Raw genomic sequence first — 23,833 nt, forward strand, 5'->3', positions numbered from 1 at the left:
AGAAAAGGGCTGGCATGCGCCAGTCCTTTTCATCATCTGTAGAAGGAGGGATAGACGTTGATTAACAATTTGCAGATGTTTGGTTTTGAAGCACTTTGGAGTCCTTACTATTTTTTAACCATTTGTCTGGTGACCGCCTTATATTTTTTCATCGTTGGTAGATGGAGAGGGAATTTTATAGGAGCGGTGGCCGTAAACAGAAAAACAAAAGCGTATTTTGTTATTAGCATGGTTCTTTTATATATATGTAAAGGAGGACCCGTAGATTTACTAGGGCATTTTATGTTTAGTGCTCATATGACGCAAATGGCAATCGTTTACTTGGTGATTCCTCCGCTTTTTATTTTAGGAATTCCGCCGTGGTTAGCTCGTTCTGTTATTTATGTAAGAGGAGTTAAACCTATTTTTAAATTCTTTACACAGCCCTTAATTGCGCTACTATTATTCAATGGGTTATTCTCTTTGTATCATATTCCGCTGCTTTTTGATTTTATTAAAACGGATATGATGCTCCACGGAATCGTGAGTGTTGTATTATTTGTCGCTGCATTTTGCATGTGGTGGCCACTCGTTAATCAGCTAGAAGAAGAACAAAAGCTAAGTTCTTTAAAAAAGCTTGGATACATTTTTGCAGATGGCGTACTCCTTACTCCAGCATGCGCGCTGATTATTTTTGCAAATCATTCTTTATATGCGACGTATACAGATTCAAGCGCTTGGGTACAAGCTCTTTCCCTTTGTGTACCGCCTTCTATGATCGCAAGTTTAGGGCAGCTTGCTCCCGAGATGTTTAATACGCTGCCGCCCGTGGAAGATCAGCAGCTAGGCGGCGTTATTATGAAGATTATTCAAGAAATTGTGTATGGAACGGTTTTAGGATTTATTTTTTTTCAGTGGGCTCGAAAAGAACGAGAGAAAGATACGTACATGCCCGATTTTACTGAGCCTCAAGATATAAAACCAAAGGAATTTTCGACTACTCCTCCTTTGAATTAAAAAAAGCGCAGTGTGATTACTGCGCTTTTTCTAATTCTATAGCTGAACGGTTTCAAGCTGTGATTTGATTTGTGCTAATATCTTTTCACACTGTTCTACAAGAGATGGTGGAAAGTATTCGCCGTCTCCATATTCTACACCGTGAGGATAATAATGTTTGCCTAGCAGAGGTGTCATAAGGTGAATAACAGCATGCCTGCCCCCTACATCGCCTGAAATAGCATGTCCTTGGACTCGCAAATAGAAGGTATCTCGCTGAAACTCGAATTTTCGATCGTACGTGACGCGTTCATAATCCCATTGTCCGGCGCGGACCAGACCAAATTGATGCATAATCTCATCTAATAAATCTAAATCAACCTTTAATGAATCAAATTTTGCATATTCAAATTTCATATGAACTCCCTCCCAAAACAGATATACCCCAATTAAATCATAAGCCGAATGGATAAAACTTGCAATATCTAATAAGGAAAAATGTAAACGTTATCTATTTTTATTTAAACGTTTTAAATACGAAAGTTTACTAAAAAGTTGGTCACACTATAAAACGAGCACACGATGTAAAGGAGGATGAAACAATGAAAACTGTACAAGAGGTAATGACAGCTGATACGGAAACATGCACCACGCTTGATAACGTATATGAAGTAGCAGTGAAAATGAAGGAATGGAATGTAGGAGCAATTCCAATTGTCGATAGAGATCAGCTAGTAGGAATGATTACAGATCGAGACTTAGTTATAAAAGGCATCGCAGAAAAGAAGCCAAATTCAAGTAAAGTAACGGATGTTATGAGTGAAGAGCTTATAACTATTACAGCGGAAGCCTCTGTAGAAGAAGCTTCTAAGCTTATGGCTCAACATCAAATCCGTCGTCTTCCTGTTGTGGAAAATCAAAAGCTAGTAGGGATTGTATCGCTAGGTGATTTATCAACGTTTCGCTATGCAAATGAACGTGCAGGAGAAGCGCTCTCAGACATTTCACAACAAACGCATTAAAAAGCGAAAGCCAACTGTTTGCAGTATATTCGTAAATAGTTGGCTTTTTCTTTTGTTTCCTTCATACCGATAGCTATTTTTTTTTGAATGCATGTATAATAGAGATAAAAATAAGTTAAACAGGTAAAGAAAACAGGTGTAAGGAGAGGAAGAAAAGCTGAAAAAAGTTATTTTTATTCTCGTATTAATAGTGGCATTTGTATACGCGGAGGATTATTTACCTCAGCTAGAAAAATATCTAACCGGTCAAAATATTGAGCAAAACCAAACGGATTCCAAAAGTCAGCCCACACAAGAAGTGGCTTCTTATGAAAAACAAAGTGAAAATATGATGAGGCTCATTGGAGATCATTCAGAACAGTTAATTGGAATGCTTGGAGAGCCGGATCGTATTGATTCTTCTGCATATGGCTATGATTGGTGGATTTACAAAAAGAATCGTCAAACTTATGCGCAGGTAGGAGTAGAAAATAATCAAGTCGTATCTGTATACGTCATTGGCTCAAAAACAAATACAGATCCTTTTGAGATTGGTGAGAAGCGAGAGGAAGTAGAAAAAAGAGTTTCACTTTCATCGGAACTCACGCTTCAAAAAGACGGAAATGAATACCGATTTCGTCTGAGTGAAGAGGATATGAAAATGCGTCCCATTATTAAATATGGAGATGTATACGTCCAACTATATTTTGATCAGTTCCTTAATACAATCTCAAGTATTCGAATTATGGACATGGACACGCTATTAAAACAGCGTCCGTACGAAATTGTTTACCGCGGCGAGCTTCCCACAGCTCCGTCATTGACATCGGAGGAGTGGAAAAGTGTCCAAGAAGGAGAAGAACAGCAAATTATCGATATTACAAATGTAATTCGAGACCGGTTTCAGCTGTCGCCTTTAGCTTGGGACGAAGCCACTGCCGGTGTAGCTTATTTACACAGCAAAGAAATGAGCGACTTAAACTATTTCTCTCACGTTTCACCAGCACAAGGTGATTTAGGCAACCGTCTGCAAAAAGGTGATGTAGTATACCGTATCGCGGGCGAAAATATTGCCTCGAATTATCAGGATGGAATCGCTGCGGTTGAAGGGTGGCTTAATAGTGAGGGACATCGTAAGGCTTTACTCAATAAAGAGTTTACGCGTCTTGGTGTAGGTGTATATGAGAAATATTACACGCAAAACTTTATCACTCCGATGAATGAATAGTAAGATTAAAACTTCCTTTTGAAAATTGGTCTACTCTTGTCCTCTTTCTCATAAGTTTTAGTAGAGGTTAGAGGAGGGACGAGAATGAAAGGAAGAATAGTAGGAATATTGCTCGTACTTTTCTTTGCATATACGACTACTGTACATGCAGCTGAAGGGCAGTGGGAAAAGCTTGATAACTTATCTGATCAAACGCTATCGCTTGTAGAGCAAAAGGAGTATAAAGCAGCCCAACATTTGTTCAGAAACTTTTCGAATGAATTTACCAGTCTCAATACAGCTTCTTTGGGCGTATCGGCCGAAGATATACGTATTTTAACTCTTTGTTATGAACAGGTAGAAAGGTCTCTTTTATCTTCTGATTCCAGTGATGAAGAACGTCTTCAAAAAGCTACTCAATTTCGATTGTTAGTCGATGCGCTGCACAGCAAGCATCAGCCTATGTGGACTGAGCTCGAAGGCAGTATGCTAGCAACATTTAAAGAGATGCGAAATGAAGCGGTAAAAGGAGAACAATCGGCTTATGAAGCGCAGCTTAAGCAATTTTTGAAGGAATATGATATGATCTTACCGAGCGCGCAGGTAGACGTGTCGTCTCCCTATGTACAGCGTGTGAGCGCGGACGTTCACTTTTTACAAACTGAAGGAACGCTAAGTGAGATTAACGATGAGCAGTTTAACCAAATGGAACAAAACTTAAAAGATTTTTTTGAACAAGTAAAAGAAAATCGTACAGACCCGTCTTTTATTTGGGTTACAATTACCACCGGAAGTATTATTATTGCTACACTTTTTTATGTAGGAGCGCGAAAATATTTTGCTGACCAGAAAAGAAAGTCAGCTAGAGGGCGTAATGATTGACGTAAAAGCGCAGAATTGTCTAAAATAAAAGAGTAGTCAAACACATAATGAAAGGTGTGGGTAAATGAGCTTTTTGATTTATTTTCTCATTATTATCCTTGTGCCAATTTGGGCACAGTTTAAGGTGAGAAGTGCTTACAAAAAATATTCAAAAGTAAGCAACTCATCAGGAATGACAGGCGCAGAAGTAGCAAGGAAAATTTTGGATGAAAACAGATTGTACAATGTTCACGTAGAGCCTGTAGGCGGATTTTTATCGGATCACTACGATCCTCGCTCAAAAGTCATTCGTTTATCAGAAGACAACTACTACGGAACGTCTGTCGCAGGCGCTGCCGTTGCGGCTCACGAAGTGGGACACGCGATTCAAGACAAAGAAAACTATTCGTTTTTACGCCTTCGTCACTCGCTTGTGCCGGTAGCAAGTTTAGGGTCTAACGTATCATGGATCTTAATTATGATTGGAATTATCGCGCAGGCTAGTGGGTTATTACTACTTGGAATTATCTTCATGGCAGCAGCTGTCGTATTCCAACTTGTAACACTGCCTGTTGAATTTAACGCTTCAAGCCGAGCGATGACGCAAATCGTCTCAGTCGGAGCGATTAGAAATGACGAAGAGCGCGAGACGCGTAAAGTGCTTAACGCAGCGGCTTTAACATACGTAGCAGCTGCAGCCGTAGCAGTTCTTGAGTTGGTTCGTTTAATCATGATTTATACAGGAATGAATAACGACGACTAAAAAAAATACCGCATTAGCGGTATTTTTTTATCTTTCAAGCGGTTTTTTATTTTCATCAAGGGTAAATCCTTCGCCTAAGACATCATGAACATCCGTAACTGCAACGAATGCGTGCGGATCTACAGAAGTAATAACTTGCTTTAAACGGAAAATTTCATTTTTACTAACCACGCAGTATAGCACGTTGGTATCTTGCTTAGAAAAAGAACCTTGTCCTTTTAAAATCGTCACGCCTCGATCCATTTCTTTCATAATTTTATCCGATATGGCTTCGTTATGATTTGAAATGATCGTTGCTCCTTTGGCGGCATACGCGCCGTCTTGCATAAAGTCAATAACCCGTGCAGCGACAAAGACTGCAACAAGTGTGTACATAGCTTCTCGGTAGGATAAATAAATGAGAGACGCACTAATCACAATAAAGTCAAAAAGAAACATCGTTTTCCCCATATTCCACCCGATATATTTTTGCACAACACGTGCGATGATATCGACTCCTCCTGTTGTTCCTCCAAACCTGAAAATAATGCCAAGACCCACTCCAATAAAAACACCGGCAAAAAGAGCTGCTAGAGTCATATCATGACGTAGGGGCATATTCACTGGGAAGCGCTGGAATATCCATAAAAATAGGGATAAGCTAACGACTCCGAGCATGGTATAAATAAATGCTGTTCTCCCTAATAGTTTCCACCCTACAAAAAACAAAGGAATATTTAACACTAAGTTAGAATAAGAGGGATCAATGTTAAATAAGAAAAATAAAAGCAGGGTAATGCCTGTGAATCCACCTTCAGCTAAATTGTTTTGCATGTTAAAATTAACAAGTCCAAACGCAAATATGGCAGCACCAAGCAGTATAAAAATAATATTTTTTAATCTGAGACCTTTCATACTTACAAACCTCCTATGACCGTTTTTGCACTACCTTATCATAAAGGAATATATTTCATTTCGTAAATAACTATCGAAAAGATTTTTGAAAATAGTAAAAAGTGATGATGTTTCTTCTAGTGCTATGTATTAGTAGTATCCTCAATTCGTAAAATATAGACAGATTTTTGAGAATTAAGGGCAACGTGAGGAATATTGTGAAAGAGCATCTGATAAAGGCTTGGTAAGAAGAAGTAATTACACTAAATAATTTGAAGTAAAGATGTTATAATAGTAAGCTGAGTGTACTTCTAAAAGAGGTGAAATAAAAAGATGTCAAAAAAAACGATGGAGCAAATGCAACAAGAAGTTGATGCATATATTAGCCAATTTAAAGAAGGATATTTTAGTCCTCTTGCTATGCTTGCGCGCATGTCGGAAGAAGTGGGCGAATTATCGCGCGAAATTAACCACTATTATGGTGAAAAGCCGAAGAAAACGACTGAAGCAGAACGTACGGTCGAAGAAGAAATGGGCGACATTTTATTTGTATTAATTTGCTTTGCAAATTCATTAAATATTGATTTACAAGAAGCGCATGATCGCGTTATGAATAAATTTAATACGCGTGACAAAGATCGCTGGACGAAAAAAGAAGACTAAGGAGAGAAAAAGAATGGACAAAATTCGAATTGTACTTGCAGGACCAAGAGGTCGTATGGGAAAAGAAGCTGTATTATTAATAGAAGAAACAGAGCATTTTGAATTAGTAGCAGCGGTAGATCGTATCAATGAAGGAAAATACATAAGTGATATTGAAGGAATGCCAAATGTACAGGCACCAATCTACACGGATATTGAAAAATGTTTTCAAGACGTTAAGGCAGATGTTTTAGTTGACTTGACAACACCTGAAATTGGGCGCGTTCATACTAAAACAGCCCTAACATATGGAGTAAGACCTGTTGTAGGAACAACTGGCTTTTCAGAAGAAGATTTAAAAGAATTACAGCAGCTTGCTGAAGAGAAGGAACTTGGCTGTATCATTGCACCTAATTTTGCGATTGGCGCTATTTTAATGATGAAGTTTTCACAAATGGCAGCTAAGTACTTTGATGATGTTGAAATTATTGAAATGCATCACGATCAAAAGTTAGATGCACCATCAGGAACAGGCTTAAAAACAGCGGAGCTTATCAGTGAAGTTCGTGAAGCAAAAAAACAGGGTCATCCTGAGGAAAAAGAATTGCTAGAAGGGGCGCGCGGTGCAGATTATGAAGGAATCCGCCTACATAGCGTACGCCTGCCAGGGCTGATTGCTCACCAAGAAGTGATGTTCGGAGGATTTGAACAAACATTAAAAATCCGTCATGATTCATACAACCGTGCTTCTTTTATGTCAGGTGTGAAGCTAGCTGTTGACACAGTTATGAACGTAGACACACTTGTATATGGATTAGAAAATATTATTGACTAAGGAGCGAGAAAAATGAAAATCGCCTTAATTGCACATGATAAAAAGAAAAATGATATGGTACAATTCACAACAGCCTATCAAGCGATTTTACAGGAACATTCGCTGTTCGCAACAGGAACAACAGGAACGCGTATTTCAGAAGCAACAGGTTTGAAGGTTCACCGCTTTCAATCAGGACCGCTTGGAGGAGATCAGGAGATAGGAGCTTTAATTGCTCAAAATGAAATGGATATGGTTATTTTTTTCCGAGATCCGTTGACAGCTCAGCCTCATGAACCTGACATTTCAGCTCTGATGCGCCTATGTGACGTCTATGCGGTTCCTCTTGCAACGAATATGGGAACAGCAGAGATTTTAATTCATGGACTTGAACGAGGCGATTTGCATTGGCGTTCAATTATAAAAAAATAGGGTGAAGATAATGAAAGAAACAATAGATATCCTTGCCTTTGGTGCTCATGCCGATGATGTAGAAATCGGCATGGGTGGAACCATTGCAAGAATGAGTGAACAAGGTTTGAAGGTAGTTATTTGCGATTTGACGCAAGCTGAACTTTCTTCAAATGGAACGGTTGAAATTCGAAAACAAGAAGCGTCTAAAGCTGCTGATGTCTTAGGTGTTCATGAGCGAATTCATCTGCATTTACCAGACAGAGGTTTGGTTTTAAAGGCAGAGTATATAGCTGAAATAGCATCAGTCATTCGCACGTATCAACCAAGGATTATATTTGCTCCTTACTTTGAAGATCGTCATCCTGATCATGGAAATTGTGCAAAGCTTGTAGAAGAGGCCATGTTTTCCGCTGGCGTTAAAAATTATATCGATTATAAAAAGCAAAAAGCTCATCGTGCTGAGTCTCTTTATTTCTATATGATAAATGGATTTCATAAGCCAGATTTTATCGTAGATGTATCAAGCACGTTTCAAAAGAAAGTAGCTAGTCTAGAGGCTTATGAAAGTCAATTTATAAAAACAGCAGATACGTTTGATACGCCGCTGGTAAACGGATATATTGAAACGGTAGAGAGCAGAGAGCGATTATTTGGCAAAGAAGTCGGGGTAGCATACGGTGAAGGTTTTTTATCTAAAAAACCGATTTTGATGTACGACGATTTAGTAGGTGGAAAATAAATGAAGTTAAAAATTGGTATTACATGTTATGCTTCCGTTGGAGGTTCAGGAGTGGTAGCAACGGAGCTAGGGAAGCTGCTGGCTGAAAAAGGGCACGAAATTCATTTTATTTCCTCTAGCATGCCTTTTAGATTGACGAAAGTATATCCAAATATTTATTTTCACGAAGTAGATGTAAATCAGTACTCCGTCTTTAAATACCCTCCGTATGATCTGGCTTTATCCAGTAAAATGGCTGAAGTGGCTAAAAGAGAAAAGCTTGACATTATTCATACGCACTATGCAATCCCCCATGCCGTTTGCGGGATTTTAGCTAAACAAATGGTGGAGCACGAAGTGAAAATTGTGACGACTCTTCATGGGACAGACATTACGGTTCTAGGAGAGGATCCATCGTTAAAAGACTTAATTAAATTTGGAATTGAGAAATCAGATGCAGTGACGGCTGTATCTCAGTCACTTGTTGATCAAACTCACCATTTGATTAGTCCAGATAAAGAAATTGAAACGATGTATAATTTTATTGATGAACGAGTTTATCATAAAAAAGAAGTGCAGTATTTAAAAGCGGAGTATGGCATATTAGAAAATGAAAAAGTCGTTATTCATATTTCAAACTTTCGTCAAGTCAAACGAGTTACAGATATAGTCAAAACATTTGCTATTATTAATAAAAAGCTTCAGTCTAAGCTGCTGCTTGTAGGAGACGGCCCTGAAATGACGGTTGTGTCTCAATTAGTAAGAGAGCTAAATCTTCAAGATTCTGTATTATTTCTTGGGAAACAAGAAAATGTAGCAGAATTATATTCGATTAGCGATTTAAAACTGTTATTGTCTGAAAAAGAAAGCTTTGGGCTTGTACTTTTAGAAGCTATGGCCTGTGGTGTTCCATGCATCGGAACAAATATAGGCGGAATTCCTGAAGTAATTGAACACGAAAAAACAGGATATATTTGCGAAGTGGGAGACGTCGAAGACGCAGCGAGCAAAGCAATTCAGCTACTTGAAAATGAACAGCTGCATCACCAAATGAGGGAAGCGTCTCTAAGCGCAGTTAATCATAAATTTCATTCAACAGAGATTGTGAGTCAATATGAAAAACTTTATTATAAATTGGTACAGGGTTGAAGAATGGAGGAAGTTATGAAAGAACCGTTCATTCATCCGCTTTATGTTATTGAAAAACTGGAGACAGCCGGTTACGAAGCGTATTTTGTTGGAGGAGCGGTTAGGGATCTCATTTTAAATCGGACGATTGGAGATATTGATATCGCTACGTCAGCTAGGCCTGAACAAGTGATGGAACTCTTTCCTAAGACGATTCATGTAGGAATCGAGCATGGTACGGTTGTCGTTGTCCATGAGGACGAGACCTATGAGGTAACCACTTTTCGCTCTGAGGGAGAATATGATGATTTTCGTCGTCCCTCGTCCGTTACGTTTATTTCGTCTCTGATAGAAGATTTGCAGCGTCGCGATTTTACAATCAATGCAATGGCTATGAATGCAAAAGGAGAAATCATTGATCCATTTAATGGAAGAGAAGATTTGCGAAACCAGTTAATTCGTACTGTCGGAAATGCTAAAGAACGCTTTCATGAAGATGCTCTTCGTATGATGAGAGCCGTTCGCTTTGTCAGTCAGCTGGCGTTTTCGCTGTCTGATCAAACTAAAAGAGCCATTCAACAATACGGTGAACTGCTGAGGCATGTTTCTATTGAACGCATTACAGTGGAATTCGAAAAAATGCTGAGCGGAAAGCGTCCGTCTTTAGCATTAGCACTTGTAGCAGATACGGAGCTATATCGCTACTTGCCCCAATTGAATGTAGATCCGCAAAAATTCCGATCTGTTTGTGCACACGATTGGATGATGCTTCAGCGAGTATCGGAGTCATGGACACTTCTGGTACATCTACTCGACATTCAAGACAAGCAGGCATTTTTTAAAAGCTGGAAATTATCTAATAAGCAAATTAAAGATATTCAGCTTCAGTCTATTGGTCTTCGAGACGTTTTGGAAAATGGATGGTCAAAACGCATCATGTATACAATTGGAGAGCAGGCCAGCGTAAGCGTGAATCGTATTTTACAACTTCTTCGAAGCAATGAGCATATGAATGAACATGAGCTTCTTTACATCTATAGCGAGCTGCCTATTCATTCTTTAAAAGATTTAGATATAAATGGTCAAGATCTTTTAGTGTGGACAGGTAAAAAGGGTGGTCCATGGGTGTCTCAACTGTTAAAAGAAATTGAGGAGAAAGTTCTATACAATGAGTTAATGAACACGAAATCTTCAATAAGAAAGTGGGTGCAGTCTTGCAGTCAGATATAAGAAGAACGCTGCTTGAAATGTTTACGAACGCAGATGGGGACTATGTCTCTGGCCAAAAGATCAGCGATTTATTAGGCTGTTCAAGAACAGCTGTATGGAAGCATATCGAAGAGCTGCGAAAAGAGGGCTATGAACTTGAAGCTGTTCGTAAAAAGGGCTATCGTATTGTTGGGAAGCCGAACAAAGTAAGCAGCAACGAGCTTTTATTAGGGCTCCAAACAACAAAAATCGGTCAGTATATTCATTATGAGGAAAGCGTGCATTCTACTCAAAAGATTGCTCATCGAATTGCTCAAGAAGGAGCCAAAGAAGGAACGGTCGTAGTTGCTGAAGAGCAAACGGCAGGGAGAGGAAGACTTGATAGAGCGTGGTATTCCCCAAAATATACTGGTGCCTGGATGAGTATTATACTGCGTCCTTCTATCCCACCGCAGCAGGCTCCTCAGCTGACTCTACTATCAGCAGTGGCTGTTGTACAGGCCATTCAAGAAGTGACGAACCTTTCTCCAGACATTAAATGGCCTAATGATGTTTTATTAAATGGGAAGAAGCTAGTTGGGATTTTAACAGAAATGCAGGCTGATTTTGACCGGATTCATTCGGTCATCATTGGAATCGGCATCAATGTGAATCAGCAGGAAACGGATTTTAATGAACAAATCAAACACATTGCCACATCTTTACGTATTGAAAAAGGTGAAGAAATTAATCGTGCAGCTTTGATGCAAGCGTTTTTCTTAAAGTTAGAAACCCTTTACGAAGAATACCTAAAAAATGGCTTTGGTTTAATTAAAGTTCTTTGGGAAACGTATGCAATTAGTATTGGCAAGCGAATTATAGCGCGCACGATGACAGCCAACATTGAAGGCTTTGCAAAAGGCATAACAGATGAAGGCGTTTTATTGATTGAAGATGATGAAGGAGTTATACACCGAATTCATTCTGCAGATATTGAGCTCTCTGCTAAAAAATAGTAGAAAAATAAAGAAATTTTTATTATAATACGAGTATCAAGGTAGTATCGCAAGAACTTCACTTGATACTCGTTTGTTTATTTTTAATACGACAATAAATCTGCCTTGATCCATTAAGGACTAGGACAGAGGGATGACGCATAGGTAAGCACATTAGGTAAAGTGTGCTTTTTATAGATGAAGTCTGTCAAAGTCCTTCTTCCTTTTATAGGTAGAAGGGCTTTTTGTGTGCAGACGTGCGCTCATCTCCTCTGAGAAGGAGGAGAAAGTTAGTGAAAACAAAATTAGATTTTTTACGTATGAAACAAAACAATGAACCAATTGTGATGCTGACCGCGTACGATTATCCGTCAGCTAAGTACGCTGAGGAAGCAGGCGTAGACATGATTTTAGTAGGTGATTCTCTAGGAATGGTCGTTTTAGGATATGACTCTACGATTCCTGTAACGGTAGATGACATGATTCATCATACAAAAGCGGTTAAAAGAGGAGCTGCTGATACATTTATCGTCACCGACATGCCATTTATGTCCTATCACGTGTCGAAAGAAGACACGATGAGAAATGCTGCTCGCATTATGCAGGAAAGCGGAGCTCATGCTTTAAAAGTAGAAGGAGCAAATGATGTTCTCTATACAATTTCAGAATTGACGCAAGCTGGTATTCCGGTTGTTGCACATCTCGGGTTAACACCTCAGTCTGTCGGTGTTCTGGGCGGTTATAAAGTGCAAGGGAAAGAAGCGAAAGAAGCAAAACAGCTAATCCAAGACGCGATCAAGTGTGAGCAGGCGGGAGCTATTGCTGTTGTATTAGAGTGTGTTCCTAAACAAGTAGCAAAACAAGTAGCTGAACGCTTAAGCATTCCTACAATCGGAATCGGAGCAGGAGCTGACACGGATGGTCAAGTACTTGTATACCACGATATATTAACGTACGGCGTAGAGCGTGTGCCCAAATTTGTTCAGTCATTTGCGAAAATAAATGAGCCTATTTCACAAGGGCTTTCACAGTATGTAAGTGAAGTGAAAAAAAGAGAGTTTCCGAAAGAAGCACATACTTTTTCAATGAAAGAAGAGCAGTTAACGGCACTGTACGGAGGGAAATAAGATGAAAGTCATTACAACAATTAAAGACATGCAGCAGGAGATGAAAAAAGAAAAGCAGCTTGGACATTCAATTGGATTTGTCCCGACGATGGGCTATTTGCATGAAGGCCACGCTACTTTGCTTGGAGCAGCTCGCACAGAAAATGAAGTAGTGGTGCTAAGTATTTTTGTGAACCCGACTCAATTTGGACCAAATGAAGATTTTGATACGTATCCAAGAGATTTTGAACGTGATGAGCGCGTGGCAAAAGAAGCTAACGTCGACTATCTATTTTATCCTTCAGTAGAGGAAATGTATAAGTCAAGCCGTTCAGTTGCTATAACCGTGACAGATCGTGTAGACGTATTGTGTGGACAGAAGCGCCCCGGTCATTTCGATGGAGTAGCTACGGTACTAACAAAGCTTTTTCACATTGTAACTCCAGATCGTGCATACTTTGGTAAAAAAGATGCGCAGCAAGTTGCTGTAGTAGATGGCTTAATTGAAGACTTTAATTTCCCCGTGGAGCTTAGAGCAGTAGACACGGTGAGAGAAGCAGACGGATTAGCTAAAAGTTCTCGTAACGTATATTTAACAGATAAAGAAAGAGAAGAGGCACCTGTTTTATTTAAGAGTTTACAAACCGCTCTGCAGCTTCTTGAAAGCGGAGAGAAGCATGTAGAAATCCTTAAAGGGACCATTCGAAAAGAAATTGAGCAACATACGAGCGGTAAAGTGGATTATATCGATGTTTATACGTATCCAGAGCTAAAAACGATTAAGCAAGCCGCTGGCAAAATCATTATTGCTTTAGCTGTTCAATTCTCTAAAGCCCGTTTAATTGATAATGTAATTGTAGACGTACAGGGGGATAACTAAATGTTTCGCACGATGATGAATGCCAAAATACACAGAGCTCATGTAACTGAAGCCAACTTAAATTATGTTGGGAGCATCACCATTGATGAAGATATCATTGACGCAGTGGGAATCGCAGCAAATGAAAAAGTCCAAATTGTAAACAATAATAACGGAGCTCGCTTGGAAACGTACGTGATTCCCGGCGAACGCGGGAGCGGTGTAGTTTGTTTAAATGGAGCTGCTGCAAGACTCGTGCAGCCTGGAGATATTATCATCATTATCTCTTATGCGCTCGTAGCAAATGAAGAAGTAGCTCACCATCATCCAACCGTAGCGATTATGAATGAGCAGAATAAAATCCAACAATTGCTTAAACAAGAACCAGCTGGTACAATTCTATAAGAACAGTCCCCCTTTATGAGGGGGATTTTTATTTGAATACATACGCTAGTAAGTGAACGGTATAAACCTCTATACACACTAAAGTAAAACTTCTATGTATGAAAGCCTCTCTGTTTTTCACGAGAAGGAGTTGCGCTTTTAAAGCATATAGAGCAGGCTTTCACTTTATACTATAAAAAGACAGACTTGCGAGGTGTTGACCGTGAATAAACGCTTTGTTGTGGTAGATCTTGAAACGACGGGACATTCTCCAAAACAAGGAGATAAAATGATTCAATTTGCTGCTGTCATAGTAGAAGACGGCAAAATTGTTGAACGTTTTTCTAGTTTTTTAAATCCGGGTATGGATATTCCGCCTTTTATTACACAACTAACTAACATTCAAAATGATATGGTGAAAGATGCGCCTTTATTTGAAGAAATTTCACCTAAAATTATAGAATTGCTAGATGATGCTTATTTTGTTGCACATAATGTGGCATTTGATTTAACTTTTTTACAAGAAGAACTCTATCAGTGCGGAAGGGAGACGCTTTATAATTCAACGGTAGATACCGTCGAACTGGCCCGGATTCTGCTGCCTACAGTTGATGGGTACAAACTTAGCCAATTAGCTGAGTATTTACATATTGAACATGAAAACCCTCATCAAGCAGATAGTGATGCAGAAGTAACGGCACGTATTTTACTATTACTAATTGAAAAATTAAAGAAGCTACCTCTAACAACTTTAAAGCAGCTGTATGCGCTAAGCTTGCACTTTAAAAGTGAAATTGGAGAACTGATTCAACAAGTTATAGATGATAAAAGTTATGCCGAGGATGATTCTTATGAATTTATACATGGCATTGCGCTAAATAAATATCAGCCGCATTCAGCTAATGAAAAGCAGCACTCTCATACTTACGAAATATTTGAAGCTGAAAAGCAAAAGCTGTTCCATCAGGCTCTGCCATTGTTTGAAGAACGAAAAGGGCAGTGGGAGATGATGAACTTTGTACAAGAGTGCTTTGCAGGTAATGAGCATGCTTTAATTGAAGCCGGGACCGGTATTGGTAAAACCTACGCTTATTTAGTTCCTGCTGTGTTTTATGCTTCTGTTCATCATCAACCAGTCATTATCTCAACTAACACGGTAACGCTTCAGCAGCAAATCATCGAAAAAGATGTACCTATTCTAGAAAAGATTGTTCCGTTTCCTGTTACAGCAGCTGTTTTAAAAGGAAGAGAACACTACATTAGTATAAGAAAGTTTATTCAGCTCTTAAAAGAGCGCAATAATAATTACGATGCAATCCTCACAAAAGCGAAGCTGCTTATTTGGCTGACGGAAACGGAAACGGGCGACAGCGATGAAATAAACCTGCCTTCTGGCGGCAAACTTTTTTGGGAACAGCTAAATGAAAGCAATCCGTCTCCAAGTGATTTTAAGCATCCTTGGAAACTTTATTCTTTTTATGAACGAGCGCAGAACAGGGCGCAAAATGCCCATATAGTAGTGACAAATCATCGCTTGCTGTTGATGGATGTGATGAGTAATCATGAGCTGCTGCCTGAGTATGAACAGATTATTATTGACGAGGCTCATCACTTAGAAGACATTGCCGGAGAAGAGCTGGGAGAGCGCTTAGATTATTTTGCGGTTCATGCGCTATTAAACCGAATCGGAACCATTCAAGACAAAGGGCTGTTAAAAAAAATTCATCATACGTTTGTAAAATATAGCATCGAGCTTAACACTGAATTTCTTCAAAGGCTGTTTGTGCAGCTTCATTCTGAGTGCGATGACTTATTTCGTTTGATTCATTCTTTTGTCCAAAAAAGAATCGGCAATCAGCAGGGTGAGATTGGAAGAAGCAGCTATCGATATAAAGTGGAAAAAGAGCATGGGCATTACTGGACGGCTATTCAAGAAGCAGCGTCGCGCATTCGTTTTTTAATTCACGATCTTTTTACATGGAATGATGGGGCAAGACATTCTTTTGACGAACTATATGACAAAGTCACAAAAAATGAACAGTCGTCTCTTCATGAATTTCAAACGGCTGTTAAAGGATTTGAACACATATCTCAGCAAATAGAAAAGCTTTTGTTCAAACAGCAGAGTCATCACGTAACGTGGTTTGAGATTGAACCAAAAGGAGCAGCGAATGCTACGTATATCTATAGTCAGCCTACTTCCATTGCCGATACGCTGGCTGATGAATTTTTCGCCAAGAAACAAAGCGTTATTTTAACATCGGCTACATTGACGGTGAATGGAACATTTGATTATTTAATTCAAGAGCTAGGGTTATATGACTTTCAGCCTGCTCAACTCATTCTCCCTTCTGAGTTTGATTATGAGAAGCAAGCTAGAGTCTATATTCCTCAAGATATGCCTGCTGTTAACGAAGTATCATTATATGAGTATAGCGCTATGATGGCAGAAAGTATTCTTGACGTAGCTAAAGTAACAAATGGTCGTATGCTGGTGCTTTTTACTTCATATGACATGTTGAAAGCTACGTATGGTTATTTAAAAGAGTTAAACGATCTTGAAGAGTTTGTACTGCTCGGTCAAGGAGTCACAACTAGAAATCGTAATAGACTGCTAAAGGACTTCAGCCAGTTTGAGCATTCCATTCTATTAGGTACAAATAGCCTGTGGGAAGGAATTGATCTGCCAGGAGATTTATTATCATGTCTCGTAATTGTCAGACTTCCTTTTTCATCTCCAAATCAACCTCTGCTGACAGCTAAATTTGAGCAGATGAAAAAAGAAGGAAAAAGCCCTTTTATGAATTATTCACTTCCTCAGGCCGTTATCCGTTTTAAACAAGGATTTGGACGGTTGATTCGTTCGAAAAGTGACCGAGGAGCTATATTTATTTTTGATAATCGTATTACGCGAACAGCATATGGGTATCATTTCCTTCACTCACTTCCAAAAGTCCAGGTTGTTCAAAAAACGTTTTCGGATGTCTTACTGGACTACAAAGAATGGTGGAATGAAAAGACTTGAGCATACGCTTAAGTCTTTTTTTATGCATACTGTTTCTTCACTTGAGAGACGATAGTAATATACTATGATAAGCAAATGAGGACAGTGTATGATTAAAATATTAATAAGTGCCGTACTGTTTTTTAGTTTTATGAACTGTTCGGTTTCAGCAGCCGTCATTAAAAACGTAGATTTTGGTTTACAAGTTGATGAAGTAGTGATCACCTTTTTACCTCTTTCAGCTGGAGAAGCGAGTCTGATTCAAGACGGAAGCGGTGAGACTATTTTGATAAATACTGGGAATGCATCTTCCTATCCCGAGCTAAAGAAGTGGTTGAAGCGATATAAAGTGAAAAAAATCAACCAATTAGTGATTACGAAACAGCAAAAGTACTATGATTCAAATGTTCAGCGAGCTGTGAATGATTATCATATAGAGCGTATTATTGTCCCCGCTCAGTACCAGGCGGAATTTCAAACAGAGAAGTGGAAAGAAAATGATTTATTTCAGTTAACAAATAATATACACGTTGATGTCTTGCATGCATCGAAGCAAAAAATAGCGGCTATGGATCTATTATTTACGATCGGAGAACATCGGATTCTATATGCAATGAGCAGCTCAGATGAAGTAGAAGAAAAGTTTTTACGCATTCCTCTTACCCATGTAGATGTATTGAAAATTCCTGATTTTGGAGAGGGAACGTTTTTTTCGAATGCATTTTTGAAGCAATTAGATACACAGCTTGCGGTTGCGTTTACGAAACCAGGCCGTTCCTATTCCCCTCGACTGCTTTCAAATTTAACAGCTGAATGGATTGAGTTATATGATGTAAGAGAGGGGAGCGCTTACTCTATTAAAATGTCGCTAAAATCCTATGATGTGATGAAATTTTCTGCAAAATAAACAAATTTCCTTTTGCAAAAAGAGGTAAATTCCTTATAATATTATATATGTTTACTTATTTATTCGGTTTTTACGCAAAACGTACAGACGGGATTGATGAGTGAAAAAGATGACGATGGTTTTTGATACCTGTTATAATACGGATATCGTCATTTTTGCGTCGTGATAGACGAGCTAGGAGGTTTACAATGGAAAGTAGGATTGAAGTATTATCAACTGTCCGCGTGGAAAATTCCTCGGATTTATATAAAATTGTTGATAGTTTGAATCGCACGTTGAAAAAGCAAGATTTGATGTTCGGATTAGCGTTAGATGAAGAAGATCAAAGCAAAGCTGTATTTACAATTTATCGTACATAAGTAGGGATTTTATGAAAAAGTTAATTATTGTAGCGGTAGCTGCTGTGCTTTTAATTATCGGAGGCATTTCTTTTAGCATTTATCACTCGTCCGTTAAGGATGTTCAGTCTGCTGAGGAAAAAGCAGCATCCCAAGCAAAAAAAGAATTTAATTTGAAATCTGTCACAAGCACCCAGCCATATTTCGGCAATCATGCATTTTATGTAGTAGAAGGTACAAACCGAAGCAATCAAAAGGTAATTGCTTGGATGCCTAAAAGCAAAAAACAAACAGCTGTTTTAAAGAAAGCAAGCAGCGGGATCACAAAAGAGAAAGCCATTTCCATTGTGAAAAATGATAAAAACCCGCAGGAAATTAAGTCGGTGCGCCTAGGCATTGAAAATAAAAAGCCGCTGTGGGAAGTAACATATGTGGATAAAGATAAGAAACATTTAACATACTATTATCTTGATTTCTCTAGCGGTGAATTTATAAAACGATACAGCTTATCTCAATCATAAATCGTTTATACCATATGAAATACCATATGTGTCATAATATAAGATTTCAGCGCTTTATGAAAATGAAGCCAATTTTTTATCTATAATCAGCCCGCGGGCTGATTATAGCTTTAGTTCATAGGGGGAGATTTTAGTGAAGTTAGCAAAACGTGTATCAGCATTAACGCCATCATCAACATTAGCGATTACAGCAAAAGCGAAAGAATTGAAAGCGGCTGGTCATGATGTGATTGGACTTGGAGCAGGGGAACCTGATTTTAATACGCCGCAGCACATTTTAGAAGCGGCTGTTACAGCAATGAATGATGGTCAGACAAAATATACGCCAGCAGGCGGCCTTGCACCATTAAAAGAAGCGGTAATTGAAAAATTCAAACGCGACCAAGGCCTGACGTATTCACCTTCTGAAATTATTGTTTGTACAGGTGCTAAGCACGCACTGTATACGTTATTTCAAGTTCTGTTAGACGAAGGTGACGAAGTGATTATCCCAACTCCTTACTGGGTGAGTTATCCTGAGCAAGTAAAGTTAGCAGAAGGTACACCAGTATTCGTTGAAGGTTCTGAAAATAACGAATTTAAAATCACACCTGAACAATTAGAAGCGGCTATTACTGCTAAAACCAAAGCTGTTATTATCAATTCACCAAGCAACCCAACAGGTATGATTTACACAAGAGAAGAGCTTCAAGCTTTAGGAGAAGTTTGCTTGAAGCACGATATTTTTATCGTATCAGATGAAATTTATGAAAAGCTTGTATATGGTCAAAATGAACATGTATCGATTGCACAGCTTTCACCAGCGTTAAAAGAAAAAACAATTATCATTAACGGTGTTTCTAAGTCACATTCCATGACGGGCTGGCGTATTGGATATGCAGCTGGTGATGCTACAGTTATTAAAGCGATGACAAACCTAGCGAGTCACAGCACGTCAAATCCAACATCTATTGCTCAATATGCAACAATTGCTGCTTATAACGGCACTCAGGAGCCGGTGGAAATGATGCGACAAGCTTTTGAAGAGCGTCTAAACGTAATTCATGAAAAGTTGATTAACATTCCAGGGTTCTCATGCTTAAAACCACAGGGTGCTTTCTACTTATTCCCTAATGCAATTGAAGCTGCAAAGTTAACTGGTTTTGATACAGTTGATGCATGGGTAGAAGCTATTTTAGAAGAAGAGAAGGTAGCGCTAGTGCCTGGATCAGGATTCGGTTCACCAGAAAACGTACGTCTTTCTTATGCTACATCACTAGATTTGCTAGAAAAGGCATTGGAACGAATTCAATCATTCATGACTCGTCACATGAAATAAAAAAATAACAATAGGTAGAAACAAAAGAGTCTTTTAGCACAAATCACACGTGTTAGAAGGCTCTTTTTGTTTGTTACTTGTTATTATGTTTGTCGAAATGTATAATAGGATGGCATACATAATTACGAAATGTAAGTTTTTTGGAGGGATATTAATCGTGAAAATTACGATTTCAGAAGCAAGCAAGCATGTAGGAAAAGAAGTAACAATTGGTGCTTGGTTAGCGAATAAACGTTCAAGTGGTAAAATTGCCTTTTTACAGCTGCGCGATGGATCAGGATTTATGCAAGGGGTAGTTGTAAAAGCTGAAGTAGAAGAAGAAACTTTTAAATTAGCTAAATCTATGACGCAAGAATCATCACTATATGTAACAGGTATAGTACGTGAAGATGAGCGCTCACCGTTTGGCTATGAATTAACAGTTACAAGCCTTGAAGTTATTCATGAAGCTGTTGATTATCCAATTACGCCAAAAGAACATGGAACAGAGTTCTTAATGGATAACCGTCATTTATGGCTGCGTTCTAAACGTCAACATGCTGTTATGAAGGTTCGTAACGAAATTATTCGTGCAACGTATGAATTCTTTAACGAAAACGGGTTTACAAAAGTAGATCCGCCAATCCTAACAGGAAGTGCTCCTGAAGGAACAACAGAATTATTCCACACGAAATATTTTGACGAAGATGCATATCTTTCTCAAAGTGGACAGCTTTATATGGAAGCAGCGGCAATGGCGCTTGGAAAAGTATTTTCATTCGGTCCAACGTTCCGTGCTGAAAAATCTAAAACACGCCGTCATTTAATTGAGTTTTGGATGATTGAACCAGAGATGGCTTTCTACCAATTCGAAGATAACTTGAAAGTACAGGAAGAGTATGTGTCTCATGTCGTACAGTCTGTTTTAACAAACTGTAAGTTAGAGTTAAATGTACTAGGCCGTGATACATCTAAGTTAGAACAAATTAAAGCGCCATTCCCTCGTATTTCGTACGATGACGCTCTTAAATTCTTACATGAAAAAGGATTTACAGACATTCAGTGGGGAGATGACTTTGGAGCACCGCATGAAACGGCTATCGCAGAAAGCTATGACAAGCCGGTATTCATTACACACTATCCAACGTCATTAAAACCATTTTATATGCAGCCAGATCCAACAAATGAAGACGTAGTATTATGCGCAGACTTAATCGCACCAGAAGGCTACGGAGAAATCATTGGAGGCTCTGAACGTATTCATGATCAAGAGCTTTTAGCTCAGCGTGTAGAAGAGCACAAATTAGATACTGAAACGTATAAGTGGTATTTAGAGCTTCGTAAGTATGGCTCAGTTCCACATTCAGGATTTGGTTTAGGCCTTGAGCGTACGGTAGCATGGATTAGCGGCGTAGAACACGTTCGTGAAACGATTCCATTCCCACGCTTATTAAACCGTCTATACCCGTAAGGAAGTGAAAAAAGTATTCTGACTCTTGTAGTCAGGATACTTTTTTAGCTTTTTTTATGAATCATAAAAAGAAAAGAAAAACGAGGCTTTTACTTATATCATAAGAAAACAAAGGCAAACATAGAAAAGAGCCTAACTTAAAAGGGAGTTGCAATTCTCGAAAAAATAAGTTAGTGTAATATTCTTGGAAGGAAGTCATCGTTCATATATATTTTATATGTGCAGAGCAATGGTACGGTTTCAGCGGAAAGTTTTACATAGAAGCTTTTTTAGCTTCGAATAATTATTACTTTGACTATAAACTTCATGATATACTAACTACTGAGGTGTTCGGATATGAAAAAAGAAACGTTAATTGAATGGTTTGAACAAGGCACAGTTTCAATTCCGAAGCTGCTGTTTAATCACTATAGCGATTTGGGAATGAACGAAACGGAATTCATGACGTTAATGCATATTTATGTTTCCATTGAAGGCGGTGAAGGTTTCCCGACACCTAACGAATTGGCGGCAAAAATGAGTATTTCAAGTGCTGTCTGTATGGATACGCTGCGAGCATTAATTCAGCGCGGCTTTTTATCTATTGAGCAAGATCAACAGCAAAACGCCCTTATTTGTGAACGTTATTCATTAAAACCGCTTTGGGAAAAGCTTATTCATCATATGATGCAAGAAACAAGAGAAGTAGAAAAAAGTGAAGAAGAACAAGAAGAGCTTAATTTATATACAATGTTTGAAAAAGAGTTCGGCAGAGCATTGTCTCCGTTTGAATGCGAAACGCTAGCGATGTGGATTGATCAAGATCATCATGATCCTATTATTATTAAAGCGGCACTAAGAGAGTCGGTGATGTCTGGAAAATTAAACTTCCGGTATATTGATCGGATTTTATTTGAATGGAAGAAAAATGGTATTCAGACCATTGATCAAGCCCGCAAGCATAGCCAAAAATTTCGTCAAAATCAACAGCCCAAAAAACTATCTTCTGTTAACCCTTCTCAGTCTACATCAGCCATTCCTTTTTTTAACTGGCTAGAGCAATGACAGGATAAAAAGCTGTTTCAAGATCCAAGTAATTGAATCTTGAAGCAGCTTTTTTAAAAGAATATGGACAAAAGTAGCATTTGACAGGAACCCTATTGTAAAATAGGAGGGAACTACCTGTAAGGAGAAGGAGAACTAGTATGTTAACGTTAAAACAAATCAGACAGTGCCTAGATGCTATGGCGGAAATGTTTCCTGACGCCCACTGTGAGTTAAATCATCGGAATCCCTTTGATTTAGTCATTGCTGTGGCGCTATCTGCTCAGTGCACAGATGCTCTAGTCAACCGCGTAACAGCGGATTTATTCAAAAAATATCAAACGCCCGAAGACTATTTAGCCGTTTCGTTAGAAGAGCTGCAGCAAGATATTAGATCAATCGGCTTATATAGAAACAAAGCTAAAAATATTCAAAAGCTCTGCCGTATGCTCATTGATGAGTATGGAGGAGAAGTTCCAACAGATCGTGATGAGCTGACCAATCTTCCAGGAGTAGGGCGTAAGACGGCTAATGTTGTTGTATCCGTAGCTTTTGGAGTACCGTCAATAGCAGTAGATACGCATGTAGAACGTGTAAGTAAACGCCTTGGGATTTGCAGGTGGAAAGATTCTGTTTTGGAAGTAGAAAAAACGCTAATGAGAAAAGTTCCGAAAGATGAATGGTCAGTTACGCATCATCGACTTATCTTTTTTGGACGCTATCACTGTAAGGCACAGTCTCCTCAATGTCATGTCTGCCCGGTTCTTGATCTTTGCCGAGAAGGAAAGAAACGAATGAAAGGAAAAGAGAAGAAGATAGATGTTACCGATTGAAGTGCCGTCACATTTCATATGCGAACCATTCTATTCAAAAGAAGATCGGATTCTTGAAGTGGGTGGAAAAAATTATTTTGCTTATGATATTTTATACGATGTACATAAAGAAACGAAAACACCCTGGAGGGATGTTCAAAAGAATATACGGCCATTTTTTGAAAAGTGGGAAACTCAAAGGGAAGAACTGCATACGCTTTTTTCTCTGCGAAAAGCAAAAGAAGCAGCCCCTTGTATGAAACAAGCTGCTGCTATGTATATTAGTTTACTGTTTTGGATTAACGGACAGCCCGTTCGGCGTTTAAATCGGCTGCAAGAAGATATAGCGGACCTAACCTATAAGCCTATTAACTGTGCTGAGAGACTTGTGTTTTTGCTGCAGCGAGTTTCTTCTTATCAAGCGTATATTCAGCTGACAGAGTTATTTAATGAGCTGCGTAAGCAGTATGCAAAAATGCTTATTCTTCACAAGAAATAAAGCCCCTACACGTGTAGGGGCTTTTTACTGCTA

Annotated in this window: 26 protein-coding genes; 24 read left to right on the forward strand and 2 right to left on the reverse strand. The window is 38.8% G+C overall.

The genetic code is table 11. The annotated features are described in order from the left end of the window. The first annotated feature begins 57 nt into the window (after nucleotides 1-57). On the forward strand, nucleotides 58-996 hold the full coding sequence (gene ctaG, locus BG04_RS18325; protein WP_034653453.1) for a cytochrome c oxidase assembly factor CtaG: 939 nt from the start codon (nucleotides 58-60) through the stop codon (nucleotides 994-996). Nucleotides 997-1,032: 36 nt separating this feature from the next. Here the strand turns inward: ctaG and BG04_RS18330 are convergent, their stop codons facing one another. Beyond that, a complete protein-coding gene (locus BG04_RS18330) occupies nucleotides 1,033-1,392 on the reverse strand; it encodes a YugN family protein (protein ID WP_034653451.1) in 360 nt (119 codons plus the stop codon). Between the two features lie 185 nt (nucleotides 1,393-1,577). Here BG04_RS18330 and BG04_RS18335 point away from each other — a divergent pair, with 185 nt between their 5' ends. The 4 genes from BG04_RS18335 to BG04_RS18350 all read left to right on the forward strand — a co-directional run bounded on the left by BG04_RS18335 (nucleotide 1,578) and on the right by BG04_RS18350 (nucleotide 4,807). After that, complete coding sequence (locus tag BG04_RS18335) at nucleotides 1,578-1,997, forward strand: CBS domain-containing protein (RefSeq protein ID WP_013056085.1); 420 nt, start codon at nucleotides 1,578-1,580, stop codon at nucleotides 1,995-1,997. Between the two features lie 190 nt (nucleotides 1,998-2,187). Next, on the forward strand, nucleotides 2,188-3,204 hold the full coding sequence (locus BG04_RS18340; RefSeq protein WP_029325123.1) for a CAP domain-containing protein: 1,017 nt from the start codon (nucleotides 2,188-2,190) through the stop codon (nucleotides 3,202-3,204). A gap of 84 nt (nucleotides 3,205-3,288) precedes the next feature. Further along, nucleotides 3,289-4,065 (forward strand): sporulation protein YpjB, encoded by a 777-nt coding sequence (locus tag BG04_RS18345; protein ID WP_013082316.1) that lies wholly within the window; start codon nucleotides 3,289-3,291, stop codon nucleotides 4,063-4,065. Nucleotides 4,066-4,129: 64 nt separating this feature from the next. Beyond that, nucleotides 4,130-4,807, forward strand: coding sequence for a zinc metallopeptidase (locus BG04_RS18350; protein ID WP_034653446.1), 678 nt, complete (start codon nucleotides 4,130-4,132; stop codon nucleotides 4,805-4,807). A gap of 27 nt (nucleotides 4,808-4,834) precedes the next feature. On the opposite strand, the gene BG04_RS18355 is transcribed toward BG04_RS18350, so the two are convergent. Then, complete coding sequence (locus BG04_RS18355; RefSeq protein ID WP_013082317.1) at nucleotides 4,835-5,701, reverse strand: YitT family protein; 867 nt, start codon at nucleotides 5,699-5,701, stop codon at nucleotides 4,835-4,837. Nucleotides 5,702-6,013: 312 nt separating this feature from the next. Here BG04_RS18355 and BG04_RS18360 point away from each other — a divergent pair, with 312 nt between their 5' ends. The 19 genes from BG04_RS18360 (at nucleotide 6,014) to BG04_RS18445 (ending at nucleotide 23,800) form a co-directional block, all read left to right on the forward strand. Further along, on the forward strand, nucleotides 6,014-6,343 hold the full coding sequence (locus tag BG04_RS18360) for a nucleotide pyrophosphohydrolase (protein ID WP_013056090.1): 330 nt from the start codon (nucleotides 6,014-6,016) through the stop codon (nucleotides 6,341-6,343). A gap of 13 nt (nucleotides 6,344-6,356) precedes the next feature. After that, nucleotides 6,357-7,157 (forward strand): 4-hydroxy-tetrahydrodipicolinate reductase, encoded by an 801-nt coding sequence (gene dapB / locus BG04_RS18365; protein WP_034653444.1) that lies wholly within the window; start codon nucleotides 6,357-6,359, stop codon nucleotides 7,155-7,157. A gap of 12 nt (nucleotides 7,158-7,169) precedes the next feature. Beyond that, the gene (gene mgsA / locus BG04_RS18370) at nucleotides 7,170-7,568 is read left to right on the forward strand and encodes a methylglyoxal synthase (RefSeq protein WP_013056092.1); all 399 of its coding nucleotides are present in this window, start codon (nucleotides 7,170-7,172) and stop codon (nucleotides 7,566-7,568) included. 10 nt (nucleotides 7,569-7,578) lie between these two features. Beyond that, nucleotides 7,579-8,289: a bacillithiol biosynthesis deacetylase BshB1 gene (bshB1, locus tag BG04_RS18375; protein WP_016763451.1), complete on the forward strand. Its 711-nt coding sequence runs from the start codon at nucleotides 7,579-7,581 to the stop codon at nucleotides 8,287-8,289. After that, on the forward strand, nucleotides 8,290-9,417 hold the full coding sequence (bshA, locus tag BG04_RS18380; protein WP_034653442.1) for an N-acetyl-alpha-D-glucosaminyl L-malate synthase BshA: 1,128 nt from the start codon (nucleotides 8,290-8,292) through the stop codon (nucleotides 9,415-9,417). A 15-nt stretch (nucleotides 9,418-9,432) separates the two neighbouring features. Beyond that, nucleotides 9,433-10,626 (forward strand): CCA tRNA nucleotidyltransferase, encoded by a 1,194-nt coding sequence (locus tag BG04_RS18385; RefSeq protein WP_034653440.1) that lies wholly within the window; start codon nucleotides 9,433-9,435, stop codon nucleotides 10,624-10,626. Then, nucleotides 10,611-11,600, forward strand: coding sequence for a bifunctional biotin--[acetyl-CoA-carboxylase] synthetase/biotin operon repressor (locus BG04_RS18390; RefSeq protein ID WP_016763453.1), 990 nt, complete (start codon nucleotides 10,611-10,613; stop codon nucleotides 11,598-11,600). The genes BG04_RS18385 and BG04_RS18390 overlap by 16 nt, the downstream gene beginning before the upstream one ends. A gap of 272 nt (nucleotides 11,601-11,872) precedes the next feature. Next, nucleotides 11,873-12,706: a 3-methyl-2-oxobutanoate hydroxymethyltransferase gene (panB, locus tag BG04_RS18395; protein WP_034653438.1), complete on the forward strand. Its 834-nt coding sequence runs from the start codon at nucleotides 11,873-11,875 to the stop codon at nucleotides 12,704-12,706. Between the two features lies 1 nt (nucleotide 12,707). Then, nucleotides 12,708-13,565: a pantoate--beta-alanine ligase gene (gene panC, locus BG04_RS18400; protein WP_034653436.1), complete on the forward strand. Its 858-nt coding sequence runs from the start codon at nucleotides 12,708-12,710 to the stop codon at nucleotides 13,563-13,565. Then, nucleotides 13,566-13,949: an aspartate 1-decarboxylase gene (panD, locus tag BG04_RS18405; RefSeq protein WP_013056099.1), complete on the forward strand. Its 384-nt coding sequence runs from the start codon at nucleotides 13,566-13,568 to the stop codon at nucleotides 13,947-13,949. A 202-nt stretch (nucleotides 13,950-14,151) separates the two neighbouring features. Further along, complete coding sequence (gene dinG, locus BG04_RS18410; RefSeq protein WP_034653434.1) at nucleotides 14,152-16,953, forward strand: ATP-dependent DNA helicase DinG; 2,802 nt, start codon at nucleotides 14,152-14,154, stop codon at nucleotides 16,951-16,953. A gap of 88 nt (nucleotides 16,954-17,041) precedes the next feature. Continuing rightward, nucleotides 17,042-17,839: a ComEC/Rec2 family competence protein gene (locus BG04_RS18415; protein ID WP_034653432.1), complete on the forward strand. Its 798-nt coding sequence runs from the start codon at nucleotides 17,042-17,044 to the stop codon at nucleotides 17,837-17,839. 188 nt (nucleotides 17,840-18,027) lie between these two features. Continuing rightward, nucleotides 18,028-18,198 (forward strand): YpmA family protein, encoded by a 171-nt coding sequence (locus BG04_RS29855; RefSeq protein ID WP_013056102.1) that lies wholly within the window; start codon nucleotides 18,028-18,030, stop codon nucleotides 18,196-18,198. A gap of 11 nt (nucleotides 18,199-18,209) precedes the next feature. After that, nucleotides 18,210-18,698 (forward strand): cell wall elongation regulator TseB-like domain-containing protein, encoded by a 489-nt coding sequence (locus BG04_RS18420; protein WP_013056103.1) that lies wholly within the window; start codon nucleotides 18,210-18,212, stop codon nucleotides 18,696-18,698. A gap of 133 nt (nucleotides 18,699-18,831) precedes the next feature. Beyond that, complete coding sequence (locus BG04_RS18425; protein WP_013082327.1) at nucleotides 18,832-20,016, forward strand: pyridoxal phosphate-dependent aminotransferase; 1,185 nt, start codon at nucleotides 18,832-18,834, stop codon at nucleotides 20,014-20,016. Nucleotides 20,017-20,173: 157 nt separating this feature from the next. Next, a complete protein-coding gene (gene asnS, locus BG04_RS18430; RefSeq protein WP_013082328.1) occupies nucleotides 20,174-21,466 on the forward strand; it encodes an asparagine--tRNA ligase in 1,293 nt (430 codons plus the stop codon). A gap of 336 nt (nucleotides 21,467-21,802) precedes the next feature. After that, nucleotides 21,803-22,510 carry a DnaD domain-containing protein gene (locus BG04_RS18435; RefSeq protein WP_016763459.1) on the forward strand — a complete coding sequence of 236 codons (708 nt, stop codon included), beginning with the start codon at nucleotides 21,803-21,805 and terminating at the stop codon, nucleotides 22,508-22,510. Between the two features lie 140 nt (nucleotides 22,511-22,650). After that, nucleotides 22,651-23,322, forward strand: a complete 672-nt coding sequence (gene nth, locus BG04_RS18440; RefSeq protein ID WP_034653428.1) for an endonuclease III — start codon at nucleotides 22,651-22,653, stop codon at nucleotides 23,320-23,322. Further along, complete coding sequence (locus BG04_RS18445) at nucleotides 23,309-23,800, forward strand: YpoC family protein (RefSeq protein ID WP_034653426.1); 492 nt, start codon at nucleotides 23,309-23,311, stop codon at nucleotides 23,798-23,800. The genes nth and BG04_RS18445 overlap by 14 nt, the downstream gene beginning before the upstream one ends. Nucleotides 23,801-23,833: the final 33 nt, after the last annotated feature.

It is taken from the genome of Priestia megaterium NBRC 15308 = ATCC 14581 (assembly GCF_000832985.1).
Lineage (GTDB): Bacteria > Bacillota > Bacilli > Bacillales > Bacillaceae_H > Priestia > Priestia megaterium.

Excerpts from the sequence above, each read along its gene's own strand:
- BG04_RS18330 (WP_034653451.1), bottom strand. The coding sequence starts at position 1,392 with ATGAAATTTGAATATGCAAAATTTGATTCATTAAAGGTTGATTTAGAT.
- BG04_RS18335 (WP_013056085.1), top strand. The coding sequence starts at position 1,578 with ATGAAAACTGTACAAGAGGTAATGACAGCTGATACGGAAACATGCACC.
- BG04_RS18345 (WP_013082316.1), top strand. The coding sequence starts at position 3,289 with ATGAAAGGAAGAATAGTAGGAATATTGCTCGTACTTTTCTTTGCATAT.
- BG04_RS18350 (WP_034653446.1), top strand. The coding sequence starts at position 4,130 with ATGAGCTTTTTGATTTATTTTCTCATTATTATCCTTGTGCCAATTTGG.
- BG04_RS18355 (WP_013082317.1), bottom strand. The coding sequence starts at position 5,701 with ATGAAAGGTCTCAGATTAAAAAATATTATTTTTATACTGCTTGGTGCT.
- BG04_RS18360 (WP_013056090.1), top strand. The coding sequence starts at position 6,014 with ATGTCAAAAAAAACGATGGAGCAAATGCAACAAGAAGTTGATGCATAT.
- dapB (WP_034653444.1), top strand. The coding sequence starts at position 6,357 with ATGGACAAAATTCGAATTGTACTTGCAGGACCAAGAGGTCGTATGGGA.
- mgsA (WP_013056092.1), top strand. The coding sequence starts at position 7,170 with ATGAAAATCGCCTTAATTGCACATGATAAAAAGAAAAATGATATGGTA.
- bshB1 (WP_016763451.1), top strand. The coding sequence starts at position 7,579 with ATGAAAGAAACAATAGATATCCTTGCCTTTGGTGCTCATGCCGATGAT.
- bshA (WP_034653442.1), top strand. The coding sequence starts at position 8,290 with ATGAAGTTAAAAATTGGTATTACATGTTATGCTTCCGTTGGAGGTTCA.
- BG04_RS18385 (WP_034653440.1), top strand. The coding sequence starts at position 9,433 with ATGAAAGAACCGTTCATTCATCCGCTTTATGTTATTGAAAAACTGGAG.
- panC (WP_034653436.1), top strand. The coding sequence starts at position 12,708 with ATGAAAGTCATTACAACAATTAAAGACATGCAGCAGGAGATGAAAAAA.
- panD (WP_013056099.1), top strand. The coding sequence starts at position 13,566 with ATGTTTCGCACGATGATGAATGCCAAAATACACAGAGCTCATGTAACT.
- BG04_RS18415 (WP_034653432.1), top strand. The coding sequence starts at position 17,042 with ATGATTAAAATATTAATAAGTGCCGTACTGTTTTTTAGTTTTATGAAC.
- BG04_RS29855 (WP_013056102.1), top strand. The coding sequence starts at position 18,028 with ATGGAAAGTAGGATTGAAGTATTATCAACTGTCCGCGTGGAAAATTCC.
- BG04_RS18420 (WP_013056103.1), top strand. The coding sequence starts at position 18,210 with ATGAAAAAGTTAATTATTGTAGCGGTAGCTGCTGTGCTTTTAATTATC.
- BG04_RS18435 (WP_016763459.1), top strand. The coding sequence starts at position 21,803 with ATGAAAAAAGAAACGTTAATTGAATGGTTTGAACAAGGCACAGTTTCA.
- nth (WP_034653428.1), top strand. The coding sequence starts at position 22,651 with ATGTTAACGTTAAAACAAATCAGACAGTGCCTAGATGCTATGGCGGAA.
- BG04_RS18445 (WP_034653426.1), top strand. The coding sequence starts at position 23,309 with ATGTTACCGATTGAAGTGCCGTCACATTTCATATGCGAACCATTCTAT.